This window comes from Mycobacterium sp. THU-M104, assembly GCF_049197365.1.
GTDB lineage: Bacteria > Actinomycetota > Actinomycetes > Mycobacteriales > Mycobacteriaceae > Mycobacterium.
Genome location: NZ_JBMIOP010000285.1, coordinates 1 through 24,822 on the forward strand (window position 1 = coordinate 1; position 24,822 = coordinate 24,822).

The 24,822-nt window shown below is 70.4% G+C and carries 28 protein-coding genes and 1 pseudogene; 14 read left to right on the forward strand and 15 right to left on the reverse strand.

What is annotated here, in order from left to right:
* The first annotated feature begins 3 nt into the window (after positions 1-3).
* The 3 genes from ACOJVU_RS20390 to ACOJVU_RS20400 all read left to right on the forward strand — a co-directional run bounded on the left by ACOJVU_RS20390 (position 4) and on the right by ACOJVU_RS20400 (position 1,162).
* The gene (locus ACOJVU_RS20390) at positions 4-144 is read left to right on the forward strand and encodes a PIN domain-containing protein (protein WP_421531469.1); all 141 of its coding nucleotides are present in this window, start codon (positions 4-6) and stop codon (positions 142-144) included.
* A gap of 137 nt (positions 145-281) precedes the next feature.
* The gene (locus ACOJVU_RS20395) at positions 282-614 is read left to right on the forward strand and encodes a hypothetical protein (protein ID WP_421531442.1); all 333 of its coding nucleotides are present in this window, start codon (positions 282-284) and stop codon (positions 612-614) included.
* An 11-nt stretch (positions 615-625) separates the two neighbouring features.
* Complete coding sequence (locus ACOJVU_RS20400) at positions 626-1,162, forward strand: RES domain-containing protein (RefSeq protein ID WP_421531443.1); 537 nt, start codon at positions 626-628, stop codon at positions 1,160-1,162.
* 297 nt (positions 1,163-1,459) lie between these two features.
* On the opposite strand, the gene ACOJVU_RS20405 is transcribed toward ACOJVU_RS20400, so the two are convergent.
* Both ACOJVU_RS20405 and ACOJVU_RS20410 read right to left on the reverse strand, forming a co-directional pair.
* Positions 1,460-1,867, reverse strand: coding sequence for a PIN domain nuclease (locus ACOJVU_RS20405; RefSeq protein ID WP_421531470.1), 408 nt, complete (start codon positions 1,865-1,867; stop codon positions 1,460-1,462).
* Entirely contained in the window at positions 1,864-2,091 is a 228-nt protein-coding gene (locus tag ACOJVU_RS20410) for a hypothetical protein (protein WP_421531444.1), read from the reverse strand. Before ACOJVU_RS20410 ends, ACOJVU_RS20405 begins: the two co-directional genes overlap by 4 nt.
* Positions 2,092-2,775: 684 nt before the next feature.
* Here ACOJVU_RS20410 and ACOJVU_RS20415 point away from each other — a divergent pair.
* Positions 2,776-2,901: a hypothetical protein gene (locus tag ACOJVU_RS20415; RefSeq protein ID WP_421531445.1), complete on the forward strand. Its 126-nt coding sequence runs from the start codon at positions 2,776-2,778 to the stop codon at positions 2,899-2,901.
* A gap of 142 nt (positions 2,902-3,043) precedes the next feature.
* Here ACOJVU_RS20415 and ACOJVU_RS20420 read toward each other — a convergent pair whose 3' ends face one another.
* Complete coding sequence (locus ACOJVU_RS20420; protein WP_421531446.1) at positions 3,044-3,322, reverse strand: type II toxin-antitoxin system RelE family toxin; 279 nt, start codon at positions 3,320-3,322, stop codon at positions 3,044-3,046.
* Positions 3,319-3,588, reverse strand: coding sequence for a type II toxin-antitoxin system Phd/YefM family antitoxin (locus ACOJVU_RS20425; protein ID WP_421531447.1), 270 nt, complete (start codon positions 3,586-3,588; stop codon positions 3,319-3,321). The genes ACOJVU_RS20420 and ACOJVU_RS20425 overlap by 4 nt, the downstream gene beginning before the upstream one ends.
* Before the next feature lie 715 nt (positions 3,589-4,303).
* On the opposite strand from ACOJVU_RS20425, the gene nrfD reads away from it, so the two are divergent.
* Positions 4,304-5,323 carry an NrfD/PsrC family molybdoenzyme membrane anchor subunit gene (gene nrfD / locus ACOJVU_RS20430; protein WP_421531471.1) on the forward strand — a complete coding sequence of 340 codons (1,020 nt, stop codon included), beginning with the start codon at positions 4,304-4,306 and terminating at the stop codon, positions 5,321-5,323.
* Here nrfD and ACOJVU_RS20435 read toward each other — a convergent pair.
* Complete coding sequence (locus ACOJVU_RS20435; protein ID WP_421531472.1) at positions 5,307-5,771, reverse strand: GatB/YqeY domain-containing protein; 465 nt, start codon at positions 5,769-5,771, stop codon at positions 5,307-5,309. The two genes, nrfD and ACOJVU_RS20435, sit on opposite strands and share 17 nt — an antisense overlap.
* Before the next feature lie 144 nt (positions 5,772-5,915).
* Here ACOJVU_RS20435 and ACOJVU_RS20440 point away from each other — a divergent pair, with 144 nt between their 5' ends.
* Genes ACOJVU_RS20440 through ACOJVU_RS20460 form a run of 5 tightly spaced genes read left to right on the forward strand, consistent with a single transcriptional unit; the run spans position 5,916 to position 11,167 of the window.
* On the forward strand, positions 5,916-7,073 hold the full coding sequence (locus tag ACOJVU_RS20440; protein ID WP_421531448.1) for a hypothetical protein: 1,158 nt from the start codon (positions 5,916-5,918) through the stop codon (positions 7,071-7,073).
* 23 nt (positions 7,074-7,096) lie between these two features.
* Positions 7,097-7,741 (forward strand): DUF4129 domain-containing protein, encoded by a 645-nt coding sequence (locus ACOJVU_RS20445; RefSeq protein ID WP_421531449.1) that lies wholly within the window; start codon positions 7,097-7,099, stop codon positions 7,739-7,741.
* The gene (locus tag ACOJVU_RS20450; protein ID WP_421531473.1) at positions 7,723-8,871 is read left to right on the forward strand and encodes a DUF4350 domain-containing protein; all 1,149 of its coding nucleotides are present in this window, start codon (positions 7,723-7,725) and stop codon (positions 8,869-8,871) included. The genes ACOJVU_RS20445 and ACOJVU_RS20450 overlap by 19 nt, the downstream gene beginning before the upstream one ends.
* Positions 8,865-9,833, forward strand: a complete 969-nt coding sequence (locus tag ACOJVU_RS20455; RefSeq protein WP_421531474.1) for an AAA family ATPase — start codon at positions 8,865-8,867, stop codon at positions 9,831-9,833. The genes ACOJVU_RS20450 and ACOJVU_RS20455 overlap by 7 nt, the downstream gene beginning before the upstream one ends.
* The gene (locus tag ACOJVU_RS20460) at positions 9,833-11,167 is read left to right on the forward strand and encodes a DUF58 domain-containing protein (RefSeq protein ID WP_421531450.1); all 1,335 of its coding nucleotides are present in this window, start codon (positions 9,833-9,835) and stop codon (positions 11,165-11,167) included. The genes ACOJVU_RS20455 and ACOJVU_RS20460 overlap by 1 nt, the downstream gene beginning before the upstream one ends.
* A gap of 206 nt (positions 11,168-11,373) precedes the next feature.
* On the opposite strand, the gene ACOJVU_RS20465 is transcribed toward ACOJVU_RS20460, so the two are convergent.
* Positions 11,374-12,366 (reverse strand): stage II sporulation protein M, encoded by a 993-nt coding sequence (locus ACOJVU_RS20465; RefSeq protein WP_421531451.1) that lies wholly within the window; start codon positions 12,364-12,366, stop codon positions 11,374-11,376.
* Between the two features lie 25 nt (positions 12,367-12,391).
* On the opposite strand from ACOJVU_RS20465, the gene ACOJVU_RS20470 reads away from it, so the two are divergent.
* Positions 12,392-13,267 (forward strand): RDD family protein, encoded by an 876-nt coding sequence (locus ACOJVU_RS20470; RefSeq protein WP_421531452.1) that lies wholly within the window; start codon positions 12,392-12,394, stop codon positions 13,265-13,267.
* Positions 13,268-13,285: 18 nt separating this feature from the next.
* Positions 13,286-13,445: pseudogene (locus ACOJVU_RS20475) on the forward strand (TetR family transcriptional regulator); the annotation flags it as partial.
* 17 nt (positions 13,446-13,462) lie between these two features.
* On the opposite strand, the gene ACOJVU_RS20480 reads toward ACOJVU_RS20475, so the two are convergent.
* Positions 13,463-13,966, reverse strand: a complete 504-nt coding sequence (locus ACOJVU_RS20480) for a PIN domain-containing protein (RefSeq protein ID WP_421531453.1) — start codon at positions 13,964-13,966, stop codon at positions 13,463-13,465.
* Positions 13,963-14,262, reverse strand: a complete 300-nt coding sequence (locus tag ACOJVU_RS20485) for a type II toxin-antitoxin system Phd/YefM family antitoxin (protein ID WP_421531475.1) — start codon at positions 14,260-14,262, stop codon at positions 13,963-13,965. The genes ACOJVU_RS20480 and ACOJVU_RS20485 overlap by 4 nt, the downstream gene beginning before the upstream one ends.
* Before the next feature lie 203 nt (positions 14,263-14,465).
* Here ACOJVU_RS20485 and ACOJVU_RS20490 point away from each other — a divergent pair, with 203 nt between their 5' ends.
* Positions 14,466-15,179, forward strand: coding sequence for a PadR family transcriptional regulator (locus tag ACOJVU_RS20490; RefSeq protein ID WP_421531454.1), 714 nt, complete (start codon positions 14,466-14,468; stop codon positions 15,177-15,179).
* 31 nt (positions 15,180-15,210) lie between these two features.
* Here the strand turns inward: ACOJVU_RS20490 and glpK are convergent, their stop codons facing one another.
* Entirely contained in the window at positions 15,211-16,677 is a 1,467-nt protein-coding gene (glpK, locus tag ACOJVU_RS20495; protein ID WP_421531476.1) for a glycerol kinase GlpK, read from the reverse strand.
* Positions 16,678-16,864: 187 nt separating this feature from the next.
* On the opposite strand from glpK, the gene ACOJVU_RS20500 reads away from it, so the two are divergent.
* Positions 16,865-18,349 carry a glutamate-cysteine ligase family protein gene (locus ACOJVU_RS20500; RefSeq protein ID WP_421531455.1) on the forward strand — a complete coding sequence of 495 codons (1,485 nt, stop codon included), beginning with the start codon at positions 16,865-16,867 and terminating at the stop codon, positions 18,347-18,349.
* Positions 18,350-18,580: 231 nt separating this feature from the next.
* Here the strand turns inward: ACOJVU_RS20500 and egtE are convergent, their stop codons facing one another.
* The 6 genes from egtE to ACOJVU_RS20530 form a co-directional block, all read right to left on the reverse strand.
* Positions 18,581-19,732 carry an ergothioneine biosynthesis PLP-dependent enzyme EgtE gene (gene egtE, locus ACOJVU_RS20505; RefSeq protein WP_421531456.1) on the reverse strand — a complete coding sequence of 384 codons (1,152 nt, stop codon included), beginning with the start codon at positions 19,730-19,732 and terminating at the stop codon, positions 18,581-18,583.
* Positions 19,729-20,694, reverse strand: coding sequence for an L-histidine N(alpha)-methyltransferase (egtD, locus tag ACOJVU_RS20510; protein ID WP_421531457.1), 966 nt, complete (start codon positions 20,692-20,694; stop codon positions 19,729-19,731). Before egtD ends, egtE begins: the two co-directional genes overlap by 4 nt.
* Positions 20,694-21,404: an ergothioneine biosynthesis protein EgtC gene (egtC, locus tag ACOJVU_RS20515; protein WP_421531458.1), complete on the reverse strand. Its 711-nt coding sequence runs from the start codon at positions 21,402-21,404 to the stop codon at positions 20,694-20,696. The genes egtD and egtC overlap by 1 nt, the downstream gene beginning before the upstream one ends.
* Positions 21,404-22,705, reverse strand: a complete 1,302-nt coding sequence (egtB, locus tag ACOJVU_RS20520; protein WP_421531459.1) for an ergothioneine biosynthesis protein EgtB — start codon at positions 22,703-22,705, stop codon at positions 21,404-21,406. Before egtB ends, egtC begins: the two co-directional genes overlap by 1 nt.
* Positions 22,702-23,991, reverse strand: coding sequence for an ergothioneine biosynthesis glutamate--cysteine ligase EgtA (egtA, locus tag ACOJVU_RS20525; RefSeq protein WP_421531460.1), 1,290 nt, complete (start codon positions 23,989-23,991; stop codon positions 22,702-22,704). The genes egtB and egtA overlap by 4 nt, the downstream gene beginning before the upstream one ends.
* Positions 23,992-24,141: 150 nt before the next feature.
* A complete protein-coding gene (locus tag ACOJVU_RS20530) occupies positions 24,142-24,819 on the reverse strand; it encodes a sensor domain-containing protein (RefSeq protein WP_421531461.1) in 678 nt (225 codons plus the stop codon).
* Between the last annotated feature and the right edge of the window lie 3 nt (positions 24,820-24,822).

Consider the following 24,822-nt stretch of genomic DNA (forward strand, 5'->3'; position numbering starts at 1 on the left):
ATCCTGGCGGGCCGGCTACCGTGGGAACACAAGGACCCGTTCGACCGCGTCATCGTCGCACAGGCGCTGCGCCGGAATCTGACCATCGCGACGCGCGATACGAAAATCATCGCCGCGGCGATGACGCGGACGCTGACAGCCTGACGGGCTGCGCCCGGCAACACTCGAGATCGTCTCACCGTTCCAGAAATGGCGCGGCTTGCGCCCAATAATTCGGCCAGCCCGAGCGGAACGGCTACCGACCACCAGCGCAACATTTTATGTTGCGCTATTCTCGGTTCATGCCGGTGTCGACACAACAGAAGGTCACCGCACTCAGCCGCGACTTCGGCTCGCAGCGACGACTCGCCGAGTTGCTCGGTGTCAATGCCGCCCAGGTCACCCGATGGCGCCGCGGCGAGGGAATCGATGACGCCAATGCCAGCCGCGTGGACGTGCTCGACCTCGTGATGGCCCACCTGCTGCGCCTGTACTCAGCTGCCGCCGCTGAGCGCTGGCTCATCGGCATGAACCCAAGCCTGGAAGGCCGGCGCCCGATCGATCTCGTCCGCCGCGGACAGACCCGGGAAATACTCGACGCGATCGCCAACGAGCAGGCCGGTAGCTTCGCTTGAGACTGTGGCGCGTGCTGCCGTGGGATCCGTCAGCGCGGCCGGGCGAGCCCGGCCACGCTGTGTGGATACCGAGGCAGCATCAGGGTCGCGGGCGCCATGACGCTCCGGATCGCTACGGCTGCCTTTATCTGGCCGAGGCGCCCGTTTCGGCCGTCGCCGAGATGCTCGCGCCGTTCCGCGGAACCGGTGACCTCCATCCCGACTTTCTTGTCCGCTCCGGGCGACAACTCGCGTTGGCAGAACTGGAGCTTGCCCACAACGCGACGCTCATCGACCTCGACGAGCCCGCGGTGCTGGTCGAAGAGTCGCTGCGCCCGTCCGTTGTGGCGACCAATCGCCGCTCGGTCACACAGGCTTATGCCATCGCCCAGTATGAGCGTCACCCGACTGCGGCAGGGCTGCGGTGGTGGTCAGCTCTGGAGGCTAGCTGGATTCAGATCACGCTATTCGACCGCGCCACAGCAGATTTGGGCGTGGACAGTGTGCGGGTGCTGTCGGTGGGCGATGAGACGGTGCTTGCCGCCGCGACGCACCTTGGTCTCGCCTGACCCGCCGAAGAATAATTTTGACCTGGCCCTCCGGACCTTTCCGTGGGTCCGGGGCCGGTTGTTGATGGGCGCCGGTAGACGTTGGATGGCTGTCGCCTTCCGTCCCCTTCCCTGCTTGTTGCTCATTGGCGCTGCCCGCGTGGGAAGTGTCCATGACAACCCCCGATCACAGCGAGGCGGAACGACATGGACACCGACGAGCGGTGGCGCGGGATCGGCGACGAGCGGAGAGGGGAAACCCCGAAGGGCGTCAGCGGCGGCCGGGCAGAGCGGGGCGGCTCACGCCCCCGCCTGTCCCTATGCCAGCCGTAGCCATTCGATGGCTTGCCCAGAGATGCGCGTGATCAAGTCAAAGTCTTTGTCAACGGCGAGAACTGTGAGTGATCCGATTTCGGCGGAGGCGGCCACCAGGAGGTCGGGGATCGACGGTGCGCGATGCTGACCGTGATCCGCGAGCAGCAGCTGCAACTCGACGGCGCGATCTTCTGCGGCCGGCGTTAAATGCTCCACCGGCATTAGCGACAGCGGCGGGGAGATGATCTCGAGACGCGCTTGTGCCGCGGTGCGAAAGGAATAGCCGATCTCCAGTCGGGTGACGGTGCTCATTCGCACGAGACCGCGTTCTATCCGGTCGATCCAGAGTTCGGCGTCGGGTGAGCCTGATATGCGGGTATAGGCCGACTTGTCGATAAGCCACGTGGTCATCGCCACGCGCCCGCCATCACCTCTGGGTCATCGAGGTCCGCTGCTGCGGCCGCGGCGCGACGCATGTCCTCGAGCGTGAGCTTGCCTTGAGGTTGCCCCTCTGAGCGCTCCGTCTCGAACCGTCGCCGCAGATACTCCTGCCGCGATAATCCGCGCGCCTTCGCGGACGCATCGATGTGCGCCACCGCAGCGTCCGATAATCCCCTGATCAACACATCAGCCATACCCACCAACCTCTTGATATCAACGATATCACCCGGGCACTGACCGCCACCCGCCCCAGGGAACGCCTGCGCGCGCTCGGTATCCGCGCCCAGCCCGGACGACGCTCCGCGATGACCCGCCTCGCACCCCAGCTACCCCGCCGCCGTGCTCGCCGACCTGCTCAACCTCGCCTTCACCACCGCCGTCCGCTGGGTACGCGACGCCAGCGGCGACCGGACCCGATACGTCGCCGAACTGGCGCGTGCAGGCGATCACCAACCATGACAAATACTCCGAACCGCCCGCCATCCCGAAACAGGCATTCGCAGGATCAAAAGATTGCTGGTTACCAGTGTCAGCGACGGGATGAGCTTGGAAGCGATCGCAGCACCGCGCGGGCACACCTCCATGTCGATGACGATGACCTACGCCCGCATCTCCGATCGCACCGTCGCCGACGAATACTTCGCTGTCTCAGTACGTCAGGCCGAGCACCGACGGGCGGCCGAGATTCCTGATCGACGGCCGCCACTACCCGAATGCCACGGGCCGGGCGCCGGGGTGCCGTCGAACGCGGGTTGCTATGCGTCCGACGCCGTGGTGACGGCCCAGCCCGCCGCGGCCGCTGTCGCAGCGCCCGAATGCGTCGCGGCCACGCCATCCAGACTTTTAAGCACGCTCGAACTCAGTGCTGGGTCAGCTCGGTGCTGGGTCAGCTCGTCAAGACCAAAGCCCAGCGCGAGCGGTTCTTCGGTCCGTACCCGGTCATCGACGAGGGCGCCGACCCGGTGATAGGCCCCGTCATGGAGCGCGTGCGCGAGGAAATCTGATTGGTGCCGCATGACCTATTGCTGGTCAGGTCGTAGAAGGCATGATTACAACACGCGATAAAGCGACGTTCAGCCGCTTTCATGATCAAGCTTGACCTCCGCCGCTGCGGCGCGGTCCGTACTCCTGCAGCACTGCGCCAAATTAGTGGCCGCGATAGGCATGCGCGCGATGTTCGACGCGGCCGATATAGAGCGTGTGTTCGTCGGGCAGCGTCCGAAACGTCACGCGGTAGCTGCCGCGGTGCGCGACGCGCCAGCCTTCGAGTTCGAACCGCAGGGGCTTGGACAGGGGGTACGGGTCGGGGCGCAACGTCGTGGTGACGAACTCGGCTATCGCTGCGGCCACCTTGTGCGGCAGGCGCTCCAACGCGCGAATCGCCGCCGGTGACAGCTCGACCGACCACGGGTCCGGGTCGCTCACCTGAGCCCGTACCGCCTGCGCAGTTCCTCACCTGAGATGGTGTTACCAGCGGCGTAGTCGGCGTCGGCCTGGCGCAGCTCGTCCACCAGGCCCGGTGACCGCAGAGCGTGCAAAGTTTCGTTCAAAGATTCCAGGTCGTCGGCGGACATGAGGACCGCCGCCACACGGCCGTGCCGAGTGATCTGGATGATTTCGTGAGTCGTGTCAGCTTCCTCGACGAGCGCCGAGAGCTTGTCCTTGGCTTCACTGAGCGGCACATTTCTCATACGCGGCTACTAGCCTGATTAATGGCCTAAAATTAGCATGCCATTTAGCCGATACTCATCTGATGAGCGGTGAACAGTACCGCCCAGACGTCTCACGGTGGATGGCGCTTGGCTGCAAACCATCGCCCCGCTGCGCTACCTACTTTCGATCACCTCGGCGATCACTCCACGGATCCAGGCCACCGGTCCCCTCGGGGCGCACTGATGGCGGGGCGAGCCCATCGGGTTTGTCGCCGTGCGCATCCCGGTGCTCATACCGCGTCGAAACATATGCCCAAGGCCGGGGTGAAGCGCGTGACCAACACTACGGCTGCGCCGATAACCGCGATCGGAGAACACAGACCGGTTGCTAGGGTGAGCGCGTGTGCGCATCTGTCGGCACCTGCGGTTAAGTTGTCGGCGTGGCTCACCGTCGACGGCTGTACCCGACGCGGGAGCAGGCCGTTGTGATCCGGGAGCTCCACTGCGCGGAACCGGGACAACGTCTGCGCACCAAGGCGGCCGCGGCGGGCCGCGACACAGGTGGCCGCGCCATCGGCAACCGCCAAGCGGTCGTCCCGCGCCTCGCGCGTGGCGATCACGCTCGCGCCAACTCCGGGTGGGCCGCGTGAGCGACACACCCGGAATCCCGGACGTTCACGGCCGGCAGGAGGCCAAGGATCAGCGCGACGGCGCGGGCGGCCCGCGTGGCCGGGGCGGTGGCGGGCGCGAGGAACTGGCCGTGCCGCGCGCGGAATTCCGGTCCTACTACGGCCGGGCGGTGCTCAAGACGCCGGTGTGGGAATGGAAGATCGCGGCCTACCTGTTCGCCGGCGGGCTATCGGGGGGGTCGGCGCTGCTGGCGGCCGGGGCCGACCTCACCGGGCGTCCGCAGCTGCGCCGCGCGGGGCGGGTCGGGGCGCTGGCCGGCCTGCTCGCCAGCATGTACTTCCTGGTGGCCGATCTGGGTCGCCCGGAACGGTTCCACCACATGCTGCGGGTCGCCAAGCCGAGTTCGCCGATGAGCGTGGGCACCTGGATCCTGTCCGCGTACGGACCGGGCGCCGGGCTGGCCGGGGCCGTGGAGCTGATGCCGCCGCGGCTGCGGCGGTCCGCACCCGGGCGGATGCTGGCCGCCTCGGCACGCCCGGCCGGGCTGTCGGCGGCCGCTCTCGCGCCCGGCGTCGCGTCCTACACCGCGGTCCTGCTGTCGCAGACCGCCGTCCCGGCCTGGAACGCCGCGCACCCCTACCTGCCGTTCGTGTTCACCGGTTCGGCCGCGGCCAGCGGCGGCGGGCTGGGGATGCTGCTGGCGCCGGTCGACGAGGCCGGCCCGGCCCGCCGCCTGGCCGTCCTGGGAGCCGGGCTCGAGGTCGCGGCGTCGCGGCTGCTGGAGCGGCGCATCGGGCTAGCGGCGCAGGCCTACACCAGCGGCAAAGCCCACCGGCTGCGCCAGGGGGCGGAGTACCTGACCGTCGGCGGGGCGCTGGGCGCGCTGGTGGCCGGACGCAACCGCCCGGGCGCGGCGCTGTCCGGGCTGGCGCTGCTGGCCGGCAGCGCGCTGCAGCGCTTCGGCGTGTTCGAAGCCGGGGTCGAATCCACCCGCGACCCGAAGTATGTCGTGGTGCCGCAGCGGGAGCGCCTCGATGCCGGCCGACCGGCCCGCGGTGACGACCGGCCGCCGCAGTTTCGGCGGGTCGTCGCGGCGGCGCGGTCGGCACGCGGCGCCGCGGCGCGCGTCATAGGCGCTCTTTGACCGCCGCCGACAGGCGGGCGCCGTCGGCCTTGCCCGCCGCGATCGCAGTGGCCGCCTTCATCACCAGCCCCATCTGCTTCGCGCCCGGGCGCTCCCCGATCTCCTCGGCGACCTGGGCGATCGCCGTGTCGGCGACGTCGGCCACCTCGGCCTCGGTCAGCGGCGTGGGCAGATACTCGTCGATGACCCGGGCCTCGGCGTGCTCGTTGGCGGCCAGGTCGCCGCGGCCGTTCTGGGTGTAGATCTCGGCGGCCTCACCGCGCTTGCGGGACTCCCTGGCGAGCACCTTGACCACGTCGTCGTCGGTGAGGTCTTTGGCCTGCTTGCCGGAGACCTCCTCGGTCTGGATCGCGGCCAGCACCATGCGCAGCGTCGCGGTGCGCAACTTGTCCCGCGTCTTCATCGCCTGGGTCAGGTCCGCCCGGATCCGGGCCTTGAGTTCGGACATTCCTGGAACGGTACGCGCCACGGCAATCGGGGAGATCGAGACACCGAGATTGAGAAATGGTCCGGCCACCGACAGGATGGAGGCCATGACGAACGACGGTCCCGGCCGCGGCGACCGCCTCGGCTCCGAAAGCCGCCGGACTTGGTGAACGCGCCCCAGCCCGGCTATCCGGCCCCGCCCCCGCCCGGCTACGGCCCCCCGCCCGGCTCCCCTTACGGCTACGGCCCCCCGCAGTACGGCCCGTTCTACGGCTACGGCCCGCCGCAGTACAACTCGCCCTACGGTTATGGCCCGTCCCCCTACGGCTACGGCCCGCAGTACGGCCGGCCGTCGGCCGTCAAACCCGGGATCATCCCGCTGCGGCCGTTGACCCTGAGCGAGATCTTCAACGGGGCGGTCGGCTTCATCCGCGCCAACCCGAGGGCCGTGCTGGGGCTGACCGCGATGGTGGTCGTGCTCATGCAGATCGTCACGATGGTCGCCACCCTGGCGCCCCGGGTGGCCCTCGGCGACGTCGACGGCCGCCGGGCGGGCGAGCTGAGCTCGGCGGTGGTGGGCGCTGTCCTGGCGTCGGTGGCTGCCGGCCTGCTGATCACCTGGCTGGGCGGCATGCTGCTGTCGGGGATGCTGACCGTGATCGTCGGGCGCGCGGTCTTCGGGTCGACCATCACCATCGACGAAACCTGGGCCAAGATCCGCGGGCGGCTGCTCCCGCTGCTGGGCCTGGCGCTGCTGGAGGCCGCCGCGGTGGCCGCTCTCGGCGGCCTGGTGGCGGTCGCGGTCGCCGCCCTGACCGCAGTCGGCGGCGGGGCCGCCACCGTCCTGTTCGGGTTCCCGCTGCTGCTCGGCGTCCTGGCACTGCTGGTCTATCTGTACACGGTGGTGCTGTTCGCGCCGGTGCTGATCGTGCTGGAGCGGCTGCCCGTCATCGACGCCGTGAGCCGATCCTTCGCGCTGGTCCGCAACGGCTTCTGGCGGGTGCTGGGCATCCGGACGCTGACGTTCATCGTGGCGACCGTCGTCGCGAACGCGATCGCTGCGCCGCTGAGCATCGCTGGCCAGCTGATGCTGGGCCTCAGCTCGTCCACCGCCGCTTTGGTCCTGGGTACCGCGCTGACCGCCGTCGGGTCGGCGATCGGCCAGATCGTCACCGCCCCGTTCAACGCCGGGGTCGTCGTGCTGCTCTACACCGACCGACGCATGCGCGCCGAGGCTTTCGACCTGGTGCTGCAGACCGGGGCCGCCGGCGGCCCCTATGCTGTCGCCTCCACCGACAACCTCTGGCTGACCCGGCCCCTGTGAGGCCGAGCTAGGATCATCCGACAGTGCCTTCCATCGACATCGACCGCGATGCCGCACACCGGGCCGCGCAGGCCGAACTGGACAAGCCCGCCTATTCGCGGGGTTCGCCGCTGCAGCAGCTCTCCGACTGGGTCAGCGAACAGCTGTACCGGCTGCTGGAGAAGACGGCGTCCCTGCCTGGCGGCTGGTTCACCGCCGCGGCGCTGTTCATCCTGCTGACCGTCGCGGTGGTGGTCACCGTCCGCCTCGCGCGTCGCACGTTGCGCACCCGCCGCGGTGAGGCCGCACTGTTCGAGACAACCCAGCTCACCGCGGCACAGCACCGCGCCACCGCCGAAAGTCTTGCCGTGCAAGGTGATTGGGCCGCAGCGATCCGGCACCGGCTGCGTGCGGTGGCCCGCCAGCTCGAGGAGGCGGGGGTGCTCGATGCGGCCCCCGGCCGGACCGCCACCGAGCTGGCCCGGGACGCGGGCCTCGCACTGTCGCACCTTTCCGGCGAATTATCAGAGGCAGCACGGACTTTCAACGACGTCACCTACGGCGAGCGGCCCGGGACCCAGCCGGAGTACCAGGTGATCGCCGACCTCGACGAGCACCTGTTGTCGCGCTCGCCCGCCGCGGCGGCGGCGCCCGTCGGCACCGTCGAGCCCTGGGCGCAGGTCCGGTGACGGCGGCCGCCGGTGGCCCGGCGCAGCGCCGGCGCACCTGGCGCGCGGTGGCGCTGACGCTGCTCGCCGTCGCGGTCCTCGCCGGCGTCGGCGCCTACCTGGGCGCACCACGCTCCGGAGCCCGGATGGACCCGGCATCGACCGCACCCGACGGTGCCCATGCCCTGGTGACGCTGCTGCGCGACAACGGCGTCGAGGTGATCGTGGCTTCCTCCATCGCCGACGTCGAACGGGCGGCCCGCCCCACCACGCTGATCCTGGTGGCACAGAGCCAATACCTGACCGACCCGGTACTGGACGAACTGGCCGGTGCACCAGGAGATCTGCTGCTGGTCAAGCCGACGGCGCGGACCCGCGAGGCGCTGCTGCCCGGCGTGCGCAAGACGTCCGCGCCGAAAGGTTTCGACAGCAGCCCGGATTGCACCCTGCGAGAGGCCGACCGGGCGGGAAGCGTGCGCTTCGGGCCGAGCGACAGCTACCGCGCCGACGACGACCGGGCTGTGCGAAGTTGCTACGGCGGGGTGCTGATCCGCTACCGGGACCACGGCCGGGCCGTCACCGCAGTGGGCAGTACCGACTTCATGACCAACGGCGGCCTGCTGCAGGCGGGTAACGCCGCGCTGGCGATGAACCTCGCGGGCGACCGGCCACGCCTCATCTGGTACGCACCGCAGCACACCGAGGGCGAGAACTCCGCCACCACATCACTGTTCGGCCTGATTCCGCCCAACGTGACGTGGCTGGTGTGGCAGCTGTTCCTGGTGGTGACGCTGGTCGCGTTCTGGAAGGGGCGCCGGCCGGGCCCGCTGGTGGCCGAGGAGCTCCCGGTGGTGGTGCGCGCGTCGGAGACCGTCGAGGGCCGCGCCCGGCTCTACCGGTCGCACCGGGCCCGCGACCGTGCGGCCGCGGCGCTGCGGGCCGCCACGATGCAGCGACTGCTGCCCCGGCTCGGCCTGGGCGCGGGCGCGGCGGCGCCGACGGTGGTGGCGGCGGCCGTCGCGCAACGCAGCCGCGCCGACGCCGGGCTGGTCTCCTACCTGCTCTACGGCCCACCCCCGGCCACCGACGACGACCTGCTACAACTTGCCCGTGCACTGGACGACATCGAAAGGCAGGCCACCAGATCGTGACACCATCGAACCCCGCCGCTGACTCGGCCCGAGAGGCGCTGCTGGCGTTGCGTGCGGAGCTGGCCAAAGCCGTCGTCGGACAGGAAGGGGTGGTCAGCGGGCTGGTGATCGCGCTGCTGTGCCGCGGCCACGTCCTGCTGGAGGGCGTTCCGGGAGTCGCGAAGACGCTGCTGGTGCGGGCGTTGGCGGCCGCACTGCGACTGGAGTTCAAGCGCGTCCAGTTCACCCCCGACCTGATGCCCGGCGACGTCACCGGTTCGCTGGTCTACGACGCGCGCACCGCCGCGTTCGTGTTCCGGCCGGGCCCGGTGTTCACCAACCTGCTGCTGGCCGACGAGATCAACCGCACCCCGCCCAAGACCCAGGCGGCGCTGCTGGAGGCGATGGAGGAGCGTCAGGTCAGCGTGGACGGCGAGCCCAAACCGCTGCCCGACCCGTTCATCGTCGCCGCCACCCAGAACCCGGTCGAATACGAGGGCACCTACCAGCTGCCCGAGGCGCAGCTGGATCGTTTCCTGCTCAAGCTGAACGTCACGCTGCCGCCGCGCGACGCCGAGGTCGTCATCCTGCACCGGCACGCGCACGGCTTCGATCCCCATGACCTGTCGGCGATCACGCCGGTGGCCGGGCCCGCCGAACTGGCCGCCGGACGCCAGGCTGTGCAACGGGTGCGGGTCGCCGACGAGGTGCTGGGCTACATCGTCGACATCGTCGGGGCCACCCGCACCTCCCCCGCCCTGCAGCTGGGCGTGTCGCCGCGGGGGGCGACGGCCCTGCTGGCGACCGCGCGTTCCTGGGCGTGGCTGTCCGGCCGCGACTATGTCACCCCCGACGACGTCAAAGCCATGGCCCGCTCGACGCTGCGGCACCGCCTCATGCTGCGTCCGGAAGCCGAACTGGAAGGGGCCACCGCTGACGGCGTCCTCGACGGAATCCTGGCCTCGGTCCCGGTGCCCCGCTAGTGGTCCTGACCGGACGAAGCGGCCTGGTCGCGCTGCTGTGCGCCCTGCCGATCGCGGTGTCCCCTTGGCCGGCACAGACTTTCGTGGTCCTGCTGGCGTCGCTGGGCGCCGCGGTGGCCGTCGACGTCGGGCTGGCGACGGGGATCCGCGGGATCGGGTACACCCGCTCGCCGGACAGCGCGGTGCGACTCGGTCAGGAGGTGGACGTGGTGCTGACGGTGCGCAACGAGAGCCGCCGGCGGTTTCGCGGGCAGATCCGCGATGCCTGGCCGCCCAGCGCTCGTGCGCAGCCGCGCATCCATCCGGTCACCCTCGGGGCCGGCCAGCAGCTGCGAATCCAGACCCGCCTGCGGCCGGTGCGGCGCGGCGACCAGCGTGCGGCGACCGTCACGGCCCGCTCGATCGGGCCGCTGGGGCTGGCCGGACGGCAGGCCTCGCGGCCGGTACCCGGCCGGGTCCGGGTGCTCCCGCCGTTTTTGTCCCGCAAGCATCTGCCGTCGCGCCTGGCCAGGCTGCGCGAGATGGAGGGGTTGCTGCCCACGCTGATCCGCGGGCAGGGAACCGAATTCGATTCGCTGCGCGAATATGTCGTCGGCGACGACGTCCGCTCGATCGACTGGCGCGCCACCGCGCGCCGCGCCGACGTGGTGGTCCGCACCTGGCGGCCCGAACGCGAACGCCGGGTGGTGCTCGTGCTCGACACCGGGCGCACGGCGGCCGGCCGCGTCGGCGTCGACCCGACGTCGTGCGATCCCGACGCCGGCCCCACCGGCTGGCCCCGCCTGGACTGGGCCATGGACGCCGCCCTGCTGCTCGCTGCGCTCGCGGCGCGGGCCGGCGACCACGTCGACTTCCTCGCCCACGACCAGGTGAGCCGGGCCGCGGTGTTCGGCGCCTCCCGCACCGAACTGCTCGCCCAGCTGGTCGAGGCGATGGCCCCTCTGCAACCCGCGCTGGTCGAAACCGATTGGCGCGCAACGGCCTCAGCCCTGGTTCGGCGCAGCCGACGCCAGTCGTTGGTGGTGCTGCTGACCGACCTCAACGCGACCGCCCTCGAGGAGGGGCTGCTGCCGGTGCTGGGCACGCTCTCGGCCCGTCACCACCTACTGGTCGCGGCGGTCGCCGACCCCCGCGTCGACCAGATGGCCGCCGGGCGCGCCGACGCGGCCGCGGTCTACGACGCCGCAGCCGCCGAGTACTCCCGCAACGAGCGGCGCACCGTCGCCGCGCGGCTGCGCGGCGCCGGGGTGGAGGTCGTCGACGCCGTCCCCGCCGAGCTGGCGCCCGCCCTCGCCGACCGCTACCTGGCGATGAAGGCGACCGGGCGGCTGTAGTCTTCGCGGCCCTCGGGCCCGGACCGGCCGGCGCTAGTGGTCTCGTTCGTAAGTTCGTCGGGGGTTATTGCCAGACGCCGCTGGTGCCGAGTCTGCGCTGACGGCGTCGAGACTGCGTTCAGCGCTACCTTTTTCGCCTCGACGTCGCCGCCACCGCAGTCTCGGCACCTCAGCGAACAGGCCCGACGAATCAACGGGCACGACTACTAGCTCGTCGGGACCACGTCCGGAGCGTCCTCGATGTCGCCGGATTCCCCGGCCTTGGCCGCGCGGCGGCCGAAGTACACCACGTAGAACAGGAACGCCGCCTCGGCCAGCACGCCGATGCCGACCCGGACCACCGTCGGCAGCGGCGACGGCGTCACCAGCGCCTCGATGAGCCCGGACACCAGCAGCACCGCCACCAGCCCCACGGCGACCGCCATGACGGCACGGCCCTGCTCGGCCAGCACCTGGGTGCGCGGGCGGTCCCCGGGCGAGATCACCGACCAGCCCAGCCGCATCCCCGCCGCCCCCGCCAAAAACACCGCGGTGAGCTCCAGCAGCCCGTGCGGGGCCAGCAGTCCGACCAGGACACCGCCCTTGCCCGCGTTGAACATCAGGCCGGCGATCAGCCCGACATTGGCGGCGTTCTTGAACAGCACGATCGGAATCGGCAGGCCCAGCAGCACCGACAATGCGATGCACTGCGCGGAAACCCAGGAGTTGTTCACCCACACCTGCAGCGCGAACGCCGCCGCGGGGTGCGCACGGTAGTAGGAGGCGACGTCGTGGTTGACCAATTCGTCGACCTCGCTGGGCGTTCCGACCGCGGACTGTACCTCCGGGTTCACCGACACCCACAGCGCGATGGCGGCCACGACGGCGACGAACACCACCGCCGTGCCCAGCCACCACCGCCAGGTGCGGTAGGCGGCCACCGGGAAGGACACCGTCCAGAACCGGACGAGCGTCTTGCTCAGCGGCGCATGCGCACCGGTCACCACGGAACGTGCGCGTGCCACCAGACTCGACAGCCGGCCGGTCAGCACCGAGTCCGAGGACACCGAGCGCAGGATCGACAGGTGGGTGGACACCCGCTGATAGAGCTCGACGAGTTCGTCGACCTGTGCGCCGGTCAGCGACCGGCGACCCTTCACCAGCTGTTCCAGCCTGTCCCAGGTCGCGCGATGGGTCAGCACGAATGCGTCGACGTCCACCCTCGGCAGGGTACCGTTCGGTGTTATGTCGGAGGTGGTGACCGGGGACGCCGTGGTGCTCGACGTGCAGATCGCCCAGTTGCCCGTTCGGGCCGTGAGCGCGCTGATCGACATCGCGGTGATCTTCGCCTGCTACGTGCTGGGGCTGCTGCTGTGGGCCGCCACCCTGACCGAGTTCGACAGCGCGTTGACCGCCGCCATCCTGATCGTGTTCACGGTGCTGGTGATCGTCGGGTATCCCCTGATCTTCGAAACCGCCACGCGGGGAAGGTCTGTCGGCAAGATCGTGATGGGCCTGCGGGTAGTGTCCGACGACGGGGGCCCAGAACGGTTCCGGCAGGCCCTGTTTCGTGCGCTGGCGTCGGTGGTCGAGATCTGGATGCTGGCCGGCAGTCCCGCCGTGATCTGCAGCATCCTCTCGCCGCGGGCCAAGCGCATCGGTGACATCTTCGCCGGCACCGTGGTCGTCAGCGAGCGCGGGCCGCGAATGGCGCCACCACCGGCGATGCCGCCGTCGCTGGCGTGGTGGGCGTCGTCACTGCAACTGTCGGGGCTGGACTTCGGGCGGTCCGAAGTTGCCCGTCAATTCCTTTCCCGGGCACACCAACTCGACCGGGGCCTGCGCCAGCAGATGGCCTACCGGATCGCCGGTGACGTCGTGTCGCGCATCGCGCCGCCGCCCCCGCCCGGCGCGCCGCCGGAGCTGGTGCTGGCCGCGGTCCTGGCCGAGCGGCACCGCCGCGACCTCGTGCGTCTGCGCCCGACGGGGCCGCCGCTGCCACAACCACCACCGTGGGGATACGGCCCACCAGCGCCGCCGTGGGGGTACGGTCCGCCGGCGGGCGCCGGGTCGCGCCAGTGGCCGTCGCGTGACCGTGGTGGCGGCGGCCCGCGCGGTTAGAGTCGCCACCAGCCCAAGATCGGCGCCTCGTCCGTCGAAGGAGCACCGCGCGCAGGTCCAGCAGCGCATCGTCGACGCTTTCAGCGCGCTGATGGCCCAGTTCAGCTTCGACGCGATCACGATGGCCAGGCTCGCGGCGCAGGCCGGCATCGGGCGCACCGCGATCTATCACCGCTTCCCCGCGGCCGCCAACGGTCACCGCCCTCGATTGGTTCCGGGCGCGATGACGTCGAGGTCGTGCTCGTCGCAGGCGGCGATGAAGCGTCGGTCGTACGCGCACACGATGGTCACGCTGGATTTGTTGACCAGAACCGTGGCGAAGTGGATGGCGTCGAGGGTTCGGAGTTCGGATGGCGGGATCGTCTGGGCCAGTGCGGCGATCTCGGGTGTCATCAACAGCGTGTCGACCTTGTCGAGGATTCTGCGGGCTGCCATGACGGCGTCACCCTCGACTGACGGCACTTCGTCGACGGTTCGGGGAGTTGACAGTGCGGCGTCGTCGATGCGCACTGCGGCGCGCATGAGTTCGATGCAACCGATCTGGGCGGTGCAGCAGTCGACTCGGGAGGCGCGCACGCCACGGGTGGCGCGGGCTGGCCGATCGTCGTCGGTGACGTCGTTGAGCCATTCGATTAGGTCGTCTGACTCGTGTTCCCGGACAACGAGTTTCACCATTGCCGAGGTGTCGAGATAGATCATCGGTCACGTCGCTGCTGGTGCAGGACTTCCGATATCGACGGGGTGGTTTGATCGGCGAGTTCGAGCAGATCGGCGCCGTCGAACAGCGTGCCACGCTCGGCGGCGGGGGTGAGCCGGCCTGCGGCAATGAGGGCTTCGCGGTCGGTGTCGGCGGCGTCGACAGGGACTAGGCGGGCGACAAGGCGGCCGTGGTTGGCGATTTCGATGGTTTCTCCGCTTTGGGCTCGTGCCACCCATGCGCTGGCGTTTTGCCTGAGTTCTCGGATCCCGATCCGTTGCACACCCCAAGGTAGCATAAATTGTGCTACGTGCTGTCGGCCGAGCCCGATTGCCCGGCGGCTCAACGCCGCGGGCCCGCTCCGGTCACGCCGATCACACGAGCGACCACTCCCCGCGACGCCAACCATTTGACTGTTGCATCGCGATACATTCCGATATATCGTGATGCTTCGAAGGCGTCGAGCAACGGCGCACCATCACACAGACGTAAGGACCACAAATGAGCAACCCCTTCACTACCCCCGGCGCAGCATTCGGGGACCAACCCGGCTTCGGATTCGGCATGGCGCCAGGCCCCGTTGCACGGCGCGCCCTGCGCGGGGCCAGGCGCCACGCCCGGCACGAGTTTTTCGAGCACCGGCGCGACCACGCCGGCGACCATGACGGCCCGATGGGCGTCGGCCCCGGATTCGGACCGGGCGTCGGCCCCGGATTCGGACCAGGCGTCGGTTTCGGACCGGGCGCGTGGCGCGGCGGCCGCCGTCGCGGCCCCGGCCGGGGACGGCGCGGGGACGTCCGGGCAGCCATCCTGGTGCTGCTGACCGAACGGCCCATGCATGGCTACGAGATGATCCAGCAGATCGCCGAGCGCAGCAACGGGATATGGAAGCCCAGCCCCGGATCGGTCTACCCGACTCTGCAGATGCTCGACGACGAGGGACTGATCGCCGCGAGCGAAACCGCCGGCAGCAAGAAGCTTTTCGCACTGACCGACGAGGGCCGTGCGGCCGCCGGGAAGATCGAGACCCCGCCATGGGACGAGGTCGCCGAAGGCGCCGACCCGGGTCATCTGCAGCTGCGGGCGGCCGTGCACCAGTTGTTCGGTGCGGTAGCGCAATCCGCGCACGCCGCCACCGCCGAACAGCAGCAGCGCATCGTCGAGATCCTCAACAACACGCGCCGCGAGATCTACGGCATCCTCGGCGAGGACTGACCGGGCGCCGGCGGAGCCTGGACCGAGACGCTCACGACACGTCGACCCAGTCCAGGCTCCGCTGGACCGCCTTGCGCCAGCCCGCGTACGCGGCGGCGCGCCGGTCGGCGTCCCAGGACGGCGTCCAGCGCCTGCCCTCCCGCCAGTTGGCCCGCAGCTCGTCGGGGCCCGCCCAGAAGCCGGCCGACAGGCCCGCCGCGTAGGCCGCACCCAGCGCGGTGGTCTCGGTGACCACCGGCCGCACCACGTCCACGCCCAGCACGTCGGCCTGGATCTGCATACACAGGTCGTTGGCGGTGATACCCCCGTCGACCTTGAGAACTTCCAGGGGCACACCGGAATCGGCTTGCATGGCATCGGCCACGTCGCGGCTCTGGTAGCAGATCGCCTCCAGCGTCGCACGGGCCAGGTGCGCGGCGGTGTTGAACCGGGACAGACCCACGATCGCGCCGCGGGCATCGGAGCGCCAGTACGGGGCGAACAACCCGGAGAACGCCGGCACGAAATACACCCCACCGTTGTCGGGCACCTGGCGGGCCAGCAGTTCGCTTTGCGCCGCGCCGCCGATGATCCCCAACTGGTCGCGCATCCACTGCACGGCCGAACCGGTGACCGCGATCGAACCCTCCAGGGCATAAACGGGTTTGGCGTCCCCGAACTGGTAGCAGACGGTGGTGAGCAGGCCGTTGCCGGAACGCACGATCGTCTCGCCCGTGTTGAGCAGCAGGAAATTGCCGGTCCCGTAGGTGTTTTTCACCTCACCCGGCTGCAGGCACACCTGGCCGACCATCGCCGCGTGCTGGTCGCCCAGCATTCCGGTGATCGGCACCTCGCCGGCGAGCGGTCCGAGCTCCGTCGTGACGCCGTACGGCTGCCGCGGTGACGACGGCGCGATCGTCGGGAGCATCGCGCGCGGCACCGAGAACAACGACAGCAGCTCGTCGTCCCAGTCCAGGGTCTCCAGGTCCATCAGCATGGTCCGGCTGGCGTTGGTCACGTCGGTGACGTGCACCCCACCCCGCGTCCCGCCGGTCAGATTCCACAACACCCAGGTGTCGGCGGTGCCGAACAGGGCGTCGCCCCTCTCGGCCGCCTCGCGCACCCCGTCGACGTTCTCCAGGATCCACTGCAGCTTCCCGCCGGAGAAGTACGTCGCCGGCGGCAGACCCGCCTTGCGGCGGATCACCTCGCCGCGACCGTCGCGGTCCAGCGCCGACGCGATGCGGTCGGTGCGCGTGTCCTGCCACACGATCGCGTTGTAGTACGGCCGCCCGGTGCGCCGGTCCCACACCAGCGTAGTTTCGCGTTGATTCGTGATGCCAAGCGCAGCAATGTCTTTCGATGACAGGCCAGCGGCGTTGAGGGCCGTCATCAACACCGAGGCGGTGCGTTCCCAGATCTCGATCGGGTTGTGCTCCACCCAGCCGGCGCGGGGCAGTAGCTGCTCGTGCTCGAGCTGATGGCAGGCCAGTTCGGCACCGTGGTGATCGAAGATCATGCACCGGGTGCTGGTGGTGCCCTGGTCGATGGCGGCGATGAACTCGGGCAACGGCACTCCTGTCGCGTGAACGGTGACACCTCGCGGCCCCTCCATCATGGCCCACCCGCTGGTCGGCCGGGCAGCGAACATGCCGCTAAACCCCGCGCCCTTGCGCCCGCGCCGGTAAGCCTGTTCCATCGGCGATGTGGGCGAAGAGGTCAAACGCACCACGTATAGCCGCATCCACAGGCGGGAATACCGACGCAAGGTGCGGCGGTGCCTGGATGTTTTCGAGACGATGCTCGCGCGGTCGAACTTCGACTCGGAACGGCCGCTGACCGGCATGGAGATCGAGTGCAACCTCATCGACGCCGACTACCAGCCCGCCATGTCGAACCGCTCCGTGCTGGCCGCCATCGCCGACCCTGCCTTCCAGAGCGAATTGGGCGCCTACAACATCGAATTCAACGTTCCGCCCCGGGCGCTGGCGGGACGCACCGCCTCGAACCTCGAGGCCGAGGTACGGTCCGGCCTCAACACCGCCGAGAACAAGGCAAACCGCGGCGGGGCGCACATCGTGATGATCGGGATCCTGCCCACCCTGATGCCCGAGCACCTGCGGGACAACTGGATGAGCGAGTCACGGCGCTACGCAGCACTCAACGACTCGATTTTCAACGCCCGGGGCGAGGACATCCAGATCGACATCTCCGGGCCGGAGCCACTGAGCTGGAATGCCCGCTCCATCGCACCCGAATCCGCATGCACCAGCGTGCAATTGCATCTGCAACTGGCCCCCGAAGCGTTCGCGGCCAACTGGAACGCCGCCCAGATGCTGGCCGGCCCGCAGCTGGCGCTGGCTGCCAATTCGCCCTATTTCTTCGGCCATCGGCTGTGGGCGGAAACCCGCATCGAGCTTTTCGCGCAGTCCACCGACACCCGCTCTGAGCAGCTCAAGACCCGAGGCGTACGGCCGCGGGTCTGGTTCGGCGAGCGCTGGATCACCTCGGTGCTGGACCTCTACCGGGAGAACATCCGCTACTTCCCCTCGCTGCTGCCCGAGGTGTCCGAGGAGGACCCCGTCGCCGAGCTGGCCGCCGGCCGCGTCCCCCATCTGTCCGAACTGCGCCTGCACAACGGGACCGTGTACCGATGGAACCGCCCGGTCTACGACGTGCCGGAAACCGACGGCGCCGTCCACCCGCATCTGCGGCTGGAGAACCGGGTGTTGCCGGCCGGCCCGACCGTCATCGACATGCTGGCGAACGCGGCGTTCTACTACGGGGCACTGCGCAGCCTCTCGGAAGCCGAGCAGCCGCTGTGGGAAGACATGAGTTTCGCCGCGGCACAGGCGAACTTCCTGGAGGCGGCGCAGCGCGGCATGGCCGCGCGGCTGCACTGGCCCGGCGTAGGCGAGGTGACAGCGTCGCGGCTGGTGCTGGACACGCTGCTGCCCCTGGCCCACGAGGGGCTGCGGCGCTGGGGGGTCGACGCCGGGGTGCGCGACCGCTTCCTCGGCGTCATCGAGGGCCGCGCCGCGACCGGCCGCAACGGCGCGACGTGGCAGGTCGCGACTGTGCGCGCCTTGCAGCAGAGCGGGATGACCAGAACCGCGGCCCTGGCCGGGATGCTGCGGCGCTACTGCGCGCACATGCACGCCAACGAGCCGGTGCACACCTGGGAAGACTAGTGGTCGCGGTCGTTAATCCGTCGGGCCCGTTCGCTGGGGTGTCGAGACTGCGGTGGCAGCGCCGAAACGCGAAAAAATTAGCGCTGAGCACAAGCTCGACGCCGCCAGCGCAGACTCGGCACCAGCGGCGTCTGGTAACAACCCCCGACGAACTTACGGGCGAGACCACTAGTTCGGTGCTCGATGCTGGACCGCCCGCCTACCTGCTCACCGCGCACAGAGCGGGCGCAACTACGCGGTGGCGGCCGTTGCCGCGATCAGCGCCTCGGCGAATGTCTCCAGGTCCGTCGGGCTGGTGTCCACATGCGGCGAGATGCGCAGGCGCGGCCCCGAGAGCTCCAGCGGCGCCCGCTGCACGCCGACGCAGGTGGTCAGGATCCGCCGCCGGGTCAGCAGCCAGTCCCGCACCTCCTGCGGGTCGGCGCCGTCGAGCGGGGCCAGGGTGGTGATCGCCGACGGCTCGTCGACCGCTTCGACCACGACCCACCCCGGGACGTCGGCCAGCGCGGTCCGGCTGAGCCTGCCGAGTTCGGCCAGACGCGCGCGCACAGCCGGTGGCCCGAACCCGAGAAACTCACCGACAGCAAGCGAAAATCCCACCTGCGCGGCGACGTTCGCCTCACCGAACTCCAGCTGGCGTGCCACGCTCAGCGGGGGCGCCCACTGCGGTGGCCCCAGCCTGGGGCGCAAGCGCTCCATCAGGTCGCGGCGTACCGCCAGGAAACCCACCCCGCGCGGCCCGGCGATCCACTTGCGCGACGTCGAATACGTGACGTCGGCTCCCACCGCGCAATCGATCTGGCCCAGCGCCTGAGCGGCATCCACGACCAGCGGCAGGCTCAGCTCCGCGCACAGCTGCGCGACCATCGACACCGGCTGCACCACACCGCTGTGGCTGCCCACCGCGGTCAGGTGCACCAGATCGGGCCGGTCTTCCTCCAGAGCGAACGCCGCGTCGTCGAGCGCCAGCCGGCCATCGCCGAGCGTCGGCAACAGCCGGCGCTCGAACCCGTGGGCGGCCATCGCGGCCAGGTTGGACCCGTATTCGCCGAGCAGGCACGCCGCGGTTTTTCGGCCCGCCGGGCCCCTCGGCCAGCTGCCCAGCAGGAGATCCAGCGCGTGCAGTGCCCCGGTGGTGTAGACGACTTCGGCGTCGGGCATGCCGCTCAGGGCCGCGACGGCGACCCGCCCGGCGTCGAGCACCGGCGCGGCGGCCTCGGCCGCGACATAACCGCCGACCTCGGCCTCGTGCCGGGCGTGCCGGGCGGCGGCGTCGATCACCGCGAGGCTTTGGCGCGAGCAGGCCGCGCTGTCCAGGTGCAGCCCGGCCGCCGGCGGGCGGGCCGACCGCCACCGGTCGGCGAGCGCATCGCCGTGCGTCACAGCACGGCCAGCGAGAGCCCGAAGTCGCCCGCGGTGTCGGTCCACCAGCGAGTTGGGTGCAGCCCGGCGCGGACCAGTTCGGCGCTCACGCCGTCGGGCCGGAACTTGCACGACACCTCGGTGAGCATCTCCTCTCCGGCGGCCAAGTGCACGGTCAACTCGATGGCGCCGACCCGCACCCGCTGGGCGCGATCGGCGCGCAGCCACATCTCGATGCGCTCCTCGCGCGCGTTCCAGCGGGCGACGTGCGCAAAGGCGTCGACGTCGAAGTCGGCGTCGAGTTCGCGGTTGATCACCGCGAGCACGTTGCGGTTGAACCGGGCCGTCACCCCGGCGGAGTCGTCGTAGGCGCGCACCAGCCGGCCCGTGTCCTTGACCAGGTCGGTGCCAAGCAGCAGGCTGTCCCCAGGCGCCATCACCGCGGCCAAGCTGGCCATAAACTCCCGGCGCGGCCCGGGAGTGAGGTTGCCGATCGTGGACCCGAGGAACACGAACAGGCGCCGGCCGCCGTCGGGGATCTCGCACAGGTGCTCCTCGAAATCGCCGCACACTGCCCGGATCTCGACGCCCGGGTATTCGCGCTGGATGGCCTCCGCGGCGGTGGAGAGCATACTGGCGTCGACGTCGAACGGCACGAACCTGCGCAGCGAGCCGCGCCCGTGCAGCGCGCTGAGCAGCGTGCGGGTCTTCTCCGAGGTCCCGCTGCCCAGTTCGACCAGGGTGTCCGCCTCGCTGACCGACGCGATCTCGGCCGCCCGGTCCCGCAGGATCTCCGCCTCGGCACGCGTGGGGTAGTACTCGGGCAGGCGGGTGATCTGGTCGAACAGCTCGCTGCCCAGCGGATCGTAGAACCACTTGGGCGGCAGGCTTTTCGGCGTTCTCCGCAGGCCGTCCGACACGTCGCGGCGCAACGCGTGGTACACCGAGTCGGCGGCCAAATGGTTGGACAGCGACAGCGTCATCACGATCCTTTCGGGTTGTCCAGCGCGGTGAACGTCACCCGCTCGGAAGTGACTTCGACGAGGTGGTGGTCCGGCACGTCCTCCCACTCCCCGTCGTCGTCGTAGGGTTCGCTGGCCAGCACCACGCCGTCGTCGCGGCGCAGGATGGACAGCGTCTCGTTCCACGTCGTCGCCAGCAGCCGGAACCCGTCGGCGGCCAGCACATTGAGCCGCGCCGCCGGGTCGGTACCCCCAATCTCGGCGATCGTCTCGCCCAGGGTGTCGAGCCCGCGCGCAAAGATGACGGCCGCCAACAACGCGCTGTCGCAGGCGGATTCGGCCGAAGGAGCCGGTGGCAGCACGGTGCGGTCGACGAGGCCGTTGTGCGACAGCAGCCACCGCCCGTCGGTGAACGGCGCAGTCGAGCTGGCCTCGATGGGCATACCGACAGTCGCCGAGCGCACCGCGGCGACAACGCAGTGACTGCGCAGCGCCGGCGCGACCGAGGCGAACGAGACATCACCCCACAGCGGCGCCGCGCTGCGCCAGCGCCGCGGCGCCCCGCCTTCGGGCGAGCCGTCGAAGAAGCCGACCCCCCACCCGTCGGCGTTCATCAGGCAGTGCTTTTGGCGGCGCGGGGCGTAGGACTGCACCCGCAGGCCGTGCGGCGGGTCGAGCACCAGCGAGGACACCGTGACACCGGCGCCCAGCCAGCCGAGGTGACGGCACATCAGGCGGACTCGCCGACGGACCAGGCCAGCCGGACGCCGGCGAAGATCTGGCGCCGGTAGGGGTGATCCCAGTTGCGGAAGCTGGGCCGCACGATCCCCGGCTCCACGGCCCACGACCCGCCGCGCAGCACGCGATAGTCACGAAAGAAGAACGGTTGCGAGTACCGCTGGTAGACCATCGGGACGAACCCCGGCCATCCCCGCAGCGGGGAGGAAGTCCACTCCCAGACGTCGCCGAGCAGCTGCTCGGCCCCGTACGCCGAGGCGCCGCCCGGATAGGCGCCGACGGGCGCCGGGCGCAGCGTCGTCCCGCCCAGGTTGGCCAGGTCGGGAGAGGGCTGCTGTTCACCCCACGGGTAGCGCCGGCGCGTCCCCGTCGACGGGTCCCACGCGCAGGCCTTCTCCCACTCCATCTCGCTGGGCAACCGGGCGCCGGCCCACGCCGCATAGGCCGCGGCCTCGAAGTAGGTGACGTGCTGGACGGGCTCGTCGGCCGGGATGTCCTCCACGCGGCCGAACCGGGTACGGGTCGCGCCGTCGGCGCTCCAGAACTGCGGCGCGGTCAGGCCCGCGCTCAGGCGATACTCCCAGCCGCGCGGCGACCACCACCGCGGCTCGCGGTAGCCGCCGTCGTCGAGGAAATGCCGCCATTCGCCGTTGGTGACGGGGACGGTGCCGATGCGGAATGCCGGCAGGTCGACGACGTGGCCGGGACGCTCGTTGTCCAGGGAGAACGGTTCGGCCGCGGCGTCGGTCCCCAGCACGAACGGGCCGGCGGGCACCAGCACCGACGTGCCGGCCAGACCGGGCCGTCCGGCCGGCACCGCCGCGGTGTCGGGCAGCAGCGGGGCGCCGGCGCGCAGGTTCAGCGCCTGCAGCATGGTCTCGTCGTGCTGGTTCTCGTGGCTGACCACCATGCCGTAGACGAAGCCCCGCTCACCCAGGGGGCCCTCGTCGGGTAACACTTCCAGGGCGTCGAGCACCGCCGAGCGCACCGTGTGGCAATAGGAGCGGGACTGCGCCGGGGACAACAGCGGCAGGTCGGCACGGCTGGCGCGGGAATGTATGAACGCGTCGTAGAGGCCCTCGACGGCCGGCGGCAGCATCGACGGCCGGGTGGGGTCACCGCCCCGCAGCAGCCACAGCTCCTCCTGCTGCCCGATGTGCGCCAGGTCCCACACCAGCGGGCTCATCAGGGGGTCGTACTGCCGGCACAGCTCGTCGTCGTCGAGGTCGACGAGGAGCAACGTCCGCGCCCGTGCCCGCGCCAGATCGTCGGCGATCCGTTCCCGGGAAATCACGGTCCCCCCTGCGCCAGCCGCGCGACCGCGGGCACCGCGCCATGTCGGCTCACCTGCTCGCAGAAGTCGTCGGCGGGGCAACGGCCCTGCTCGACGGCGCGGGCCAACCGCTGCATCGGTTCGGCGAGTTCGGCCGGTGCCCGCTCGGCGGCCAGCGCCACGCAGGTGTTGGCCGCCGTGTAGAGCCGGCGATCACGCAGCCCGACCCGCGCCGCGGTGTCCCAGGCGGTGGCCACGGGTTCGACCGCGTCGGCGGCGGAGGCGGCCGTAGCCGGGTCGTCGAGCAGTGCCACCAACGTGAACACCACGGCGGGCCAGAACGCGTCCGGCAGGCTGTCCAGGTAGCGGATCTCCAGCCAACGGCGCGGGCGTACCGGCGGGAACAGCGTGGTCAGGTGGTATTCCAGGTCGGCGATCGTCGGGCGGCGGTCGCCGAGCAGCACTCGGCCGTCCACCCAGTCGGTGAAGGGCACGTAGTGAGTGACGGCGACGGCCTCGGGGTCGTTCACCAGCATCACCGGCGCGTTGAGCGCGTAGTTCGCCCATTCGGGGCCGGGCTCCTCACAGCTGGCCCCCAGCACCGGCCCGCAACGCGCGGAATCCATCCGACCCCAGACCCGCTGACGGGTGGACGACCAGCCGGACAGCTCCCCGCCCAGCATCGGCGAGTTGCCCGCGATCGCGATCATGGTCGGCCCCAGCGCGTGGGCCAGCCGCACCCGCTGCGCCCACCCGGACCGCGGGCCGGCGTCCAGGTTGACCTGGACCGAGGCGGTCGACGTCATCATCGCCGCACCGACGTCCCGGAAGCCGTCGGCGGCGAAGAACTGCTCCATGGCGCGGTAGCGCGCCCCGGGATTGATGCGCTCGGGGGGCCGCAACGGGTCCGCCCCGAGATAGACCAGCCCGAGCCCGGCGTCGGCGAAGGCCGCCCGCAGCACGGCCTGGTCGCTGTGCATGGCGTTGATGGCCGGTACCGCACCGCCGGCGGGTGGTCCTGACAGCTCGACCGCGCCGCCGGGTTCGACGGTGACCGAGCTGGCGCCGGGCAGGGCCGGCAGGAACTCGAGCACCTCGAGGATCTCGTCCCAGCCCGGCCTTCGGTGCGGATCGGTCGGGTCGTGGCAGTGCGCCTCCACCTCGAGACCGACCCGCCCCAGCGAGCCGTCGGCCAGGCAGCTGTCGGCGATGTAGCGGGCGACGGCCGACGAATCGGCCATCTCGGCTTCGACCGGGCAGGCCGACGCGAGCTGCGAGGCCACGCCGGTGGTACCGGCGAACGTCATATCCCGATCCCTCCGGGCCCCTGCGGACCGCTCGCTCGCATCAGCTATCGGACGACAACCACGACCATTTCATCTTCCGGACCGTGCAGACATATTCCCGCTTTCGCTCCTTTTCACCGCCCGGCCTACCGTGTTACCACCTTTTCGCATTCATTGCCCCAGCGCGTTCTGCATCGCCCCGGCGAGCACGTTGACCGCGGGCCCCGCGTTGCCGGATTGGCAGACCTTGGCCTGCAGCACCACGTTCTGGAGCAGCCGGGTCTGGTCGAAACATCGGCGATCGGTGTCGGCCTCCTGCTTCGTCCAGTCCGCGTCGGTGGCGGTCGGCGGCCCACCGGCGAAGGACCAGACCTGGGTGGACCCGTCGTCGAGGTGCATCGCCGTGGTCTGTCCCGAGCACCCCGTGGTGCGGTCCACCAGCCGGCGGAAAGCCCTGGTCGCCGCGCTGTCGGTGGCGAACACCCCGACCGCCTGCTTGGCGTAGTGGGTTTGGTCGGTGGCCGACGTCTGGGTGACGGCCCCGTTGAACGACGCCAGGTCCGGGTCGTCGTAGACCTCGGGAAGCCCGATGTCGGCCCAGTTGTTGCAGGCGGGCAGATCCACCCAGAAGGCCTGGAAAGGCTCGGCGAAGACCGACTCCCAGCCCATCGGCGCGCCGATGACATTGCCGACCGACCCCTTGCCCAGCACCGCATAGGACACCACCCCCGGCTCGGAGGGCACGGCGACCGCGACGGAGCCGCCGATCACCTGGCCGACGACCCCGACGACCCCGACAGCGCCGAGCGCCCCGACGGTCCGGACCACCGCGGCAACCAGCATGGTCATGCA

Excerpts from the sequence above, each read along its gene's own strand:
- egtD (WP_421531457.1), bottom strand. The coding sequence starts at position 20,694 with ATGACGCTGTCGCTGTCCAACCATTTGGCCGCCGACTCGGTGTACCAC.
- ACOJVU_RS20425 (WP_421531447.1), bottom strand. The coding sequence starts at position 3,588 with ATGAGAAATGTGCCGCTCAGTGAAGCCAAGGACAAGCTCTCGGCGCTC.
- ACOJVU_RS20480 (WP_421531453.1), bottom strand. The coding sequence starts at position 13,966 with ATGATCTATCTCGACACCTCGGCAATGGTGAAACTCGTTGTCCGGGAA.
- ACOJVU_RS20470 (WP_421531452.1), top strand. The coding sequence starts at position 12,392 with ATGTCGGAGGTGGTGACCGGGGACGCCGTGGTGCTCGACGTGCAGATC.
- ACOJVU_RS20435 (WP_421531472.1), bottom strand. The coding sequence starts at position 5,771 with ATGTCCGAACTCAAGGCCCGGATCCGGGCGGACCTGACCCAGGCGATG.
- glpK (WP_421531476.1), bottom strand. The coding sequence starts at position 16,677 with ATGATCTTCGATCACCACGGTGCCGAACTGGCCTGCCATCAGCTCGAG.
- ACOJVU_RS20485 (WP_421531475.1), bottom strand. The coding sequence starts at position 14,262 with ATGCTACCTTGGGGTGTGCAACGGATCGGGATCCGAGAACTCAGGCAA.
- ACOJVU_RS20395 (WP_421531442.1), top strand. The coding sequence starts at position 282 with ATGCCGGTGTCGACACAACAGAAGGTCACCGCACTCAGCCGCGACTTC.
- egtC (WP_421531458.1), bottom strand. The coding sequence starts at position 21,404 with ATGTGCCGTCACCTCGGCTGGCTGGGCGCCGGTGTCACGGTGTCCTCG.
- ACOJVU_RS20405 (WP_421531470.1), bottom strand. The coding sequence starts at position 1,867 with ATGACCACGTGGCTTATCGACAAGTCGGCCTATACCCGCATATCAGGC.
- ACOJVU_RS20490 (WP_421531454.1), top strand. The coding sequence starts at position 14,466 with ATGAGCAACCCCTTCACTACCCCCGGCGCAGCATTCGGGGACCAACCC.
- ACOJVU_RS20410 (WP_421531444.1), bottom strand. The coding sequence starts at position 2,091 with ATGGCTGATGTGTTGATCAGGGGATTATCGGACGCTGCGGTGGCGCAC.
- egtA (WP_421531460.1), bottom strand. The coding sequence starts at position 23,991 with ATGACGTTCGCCGGTACCACCGGCGTGGCCTCGCAGCTCGCGTCGGCC.
- ACOJVU_RS20530 (WP_421531461.1), bottom strand. The coding sequence starts at position 24,819 with ATGACCATGCTGGTTGCCGCGGTGGTCCGGACCGTCGGGGCGCTCGGC.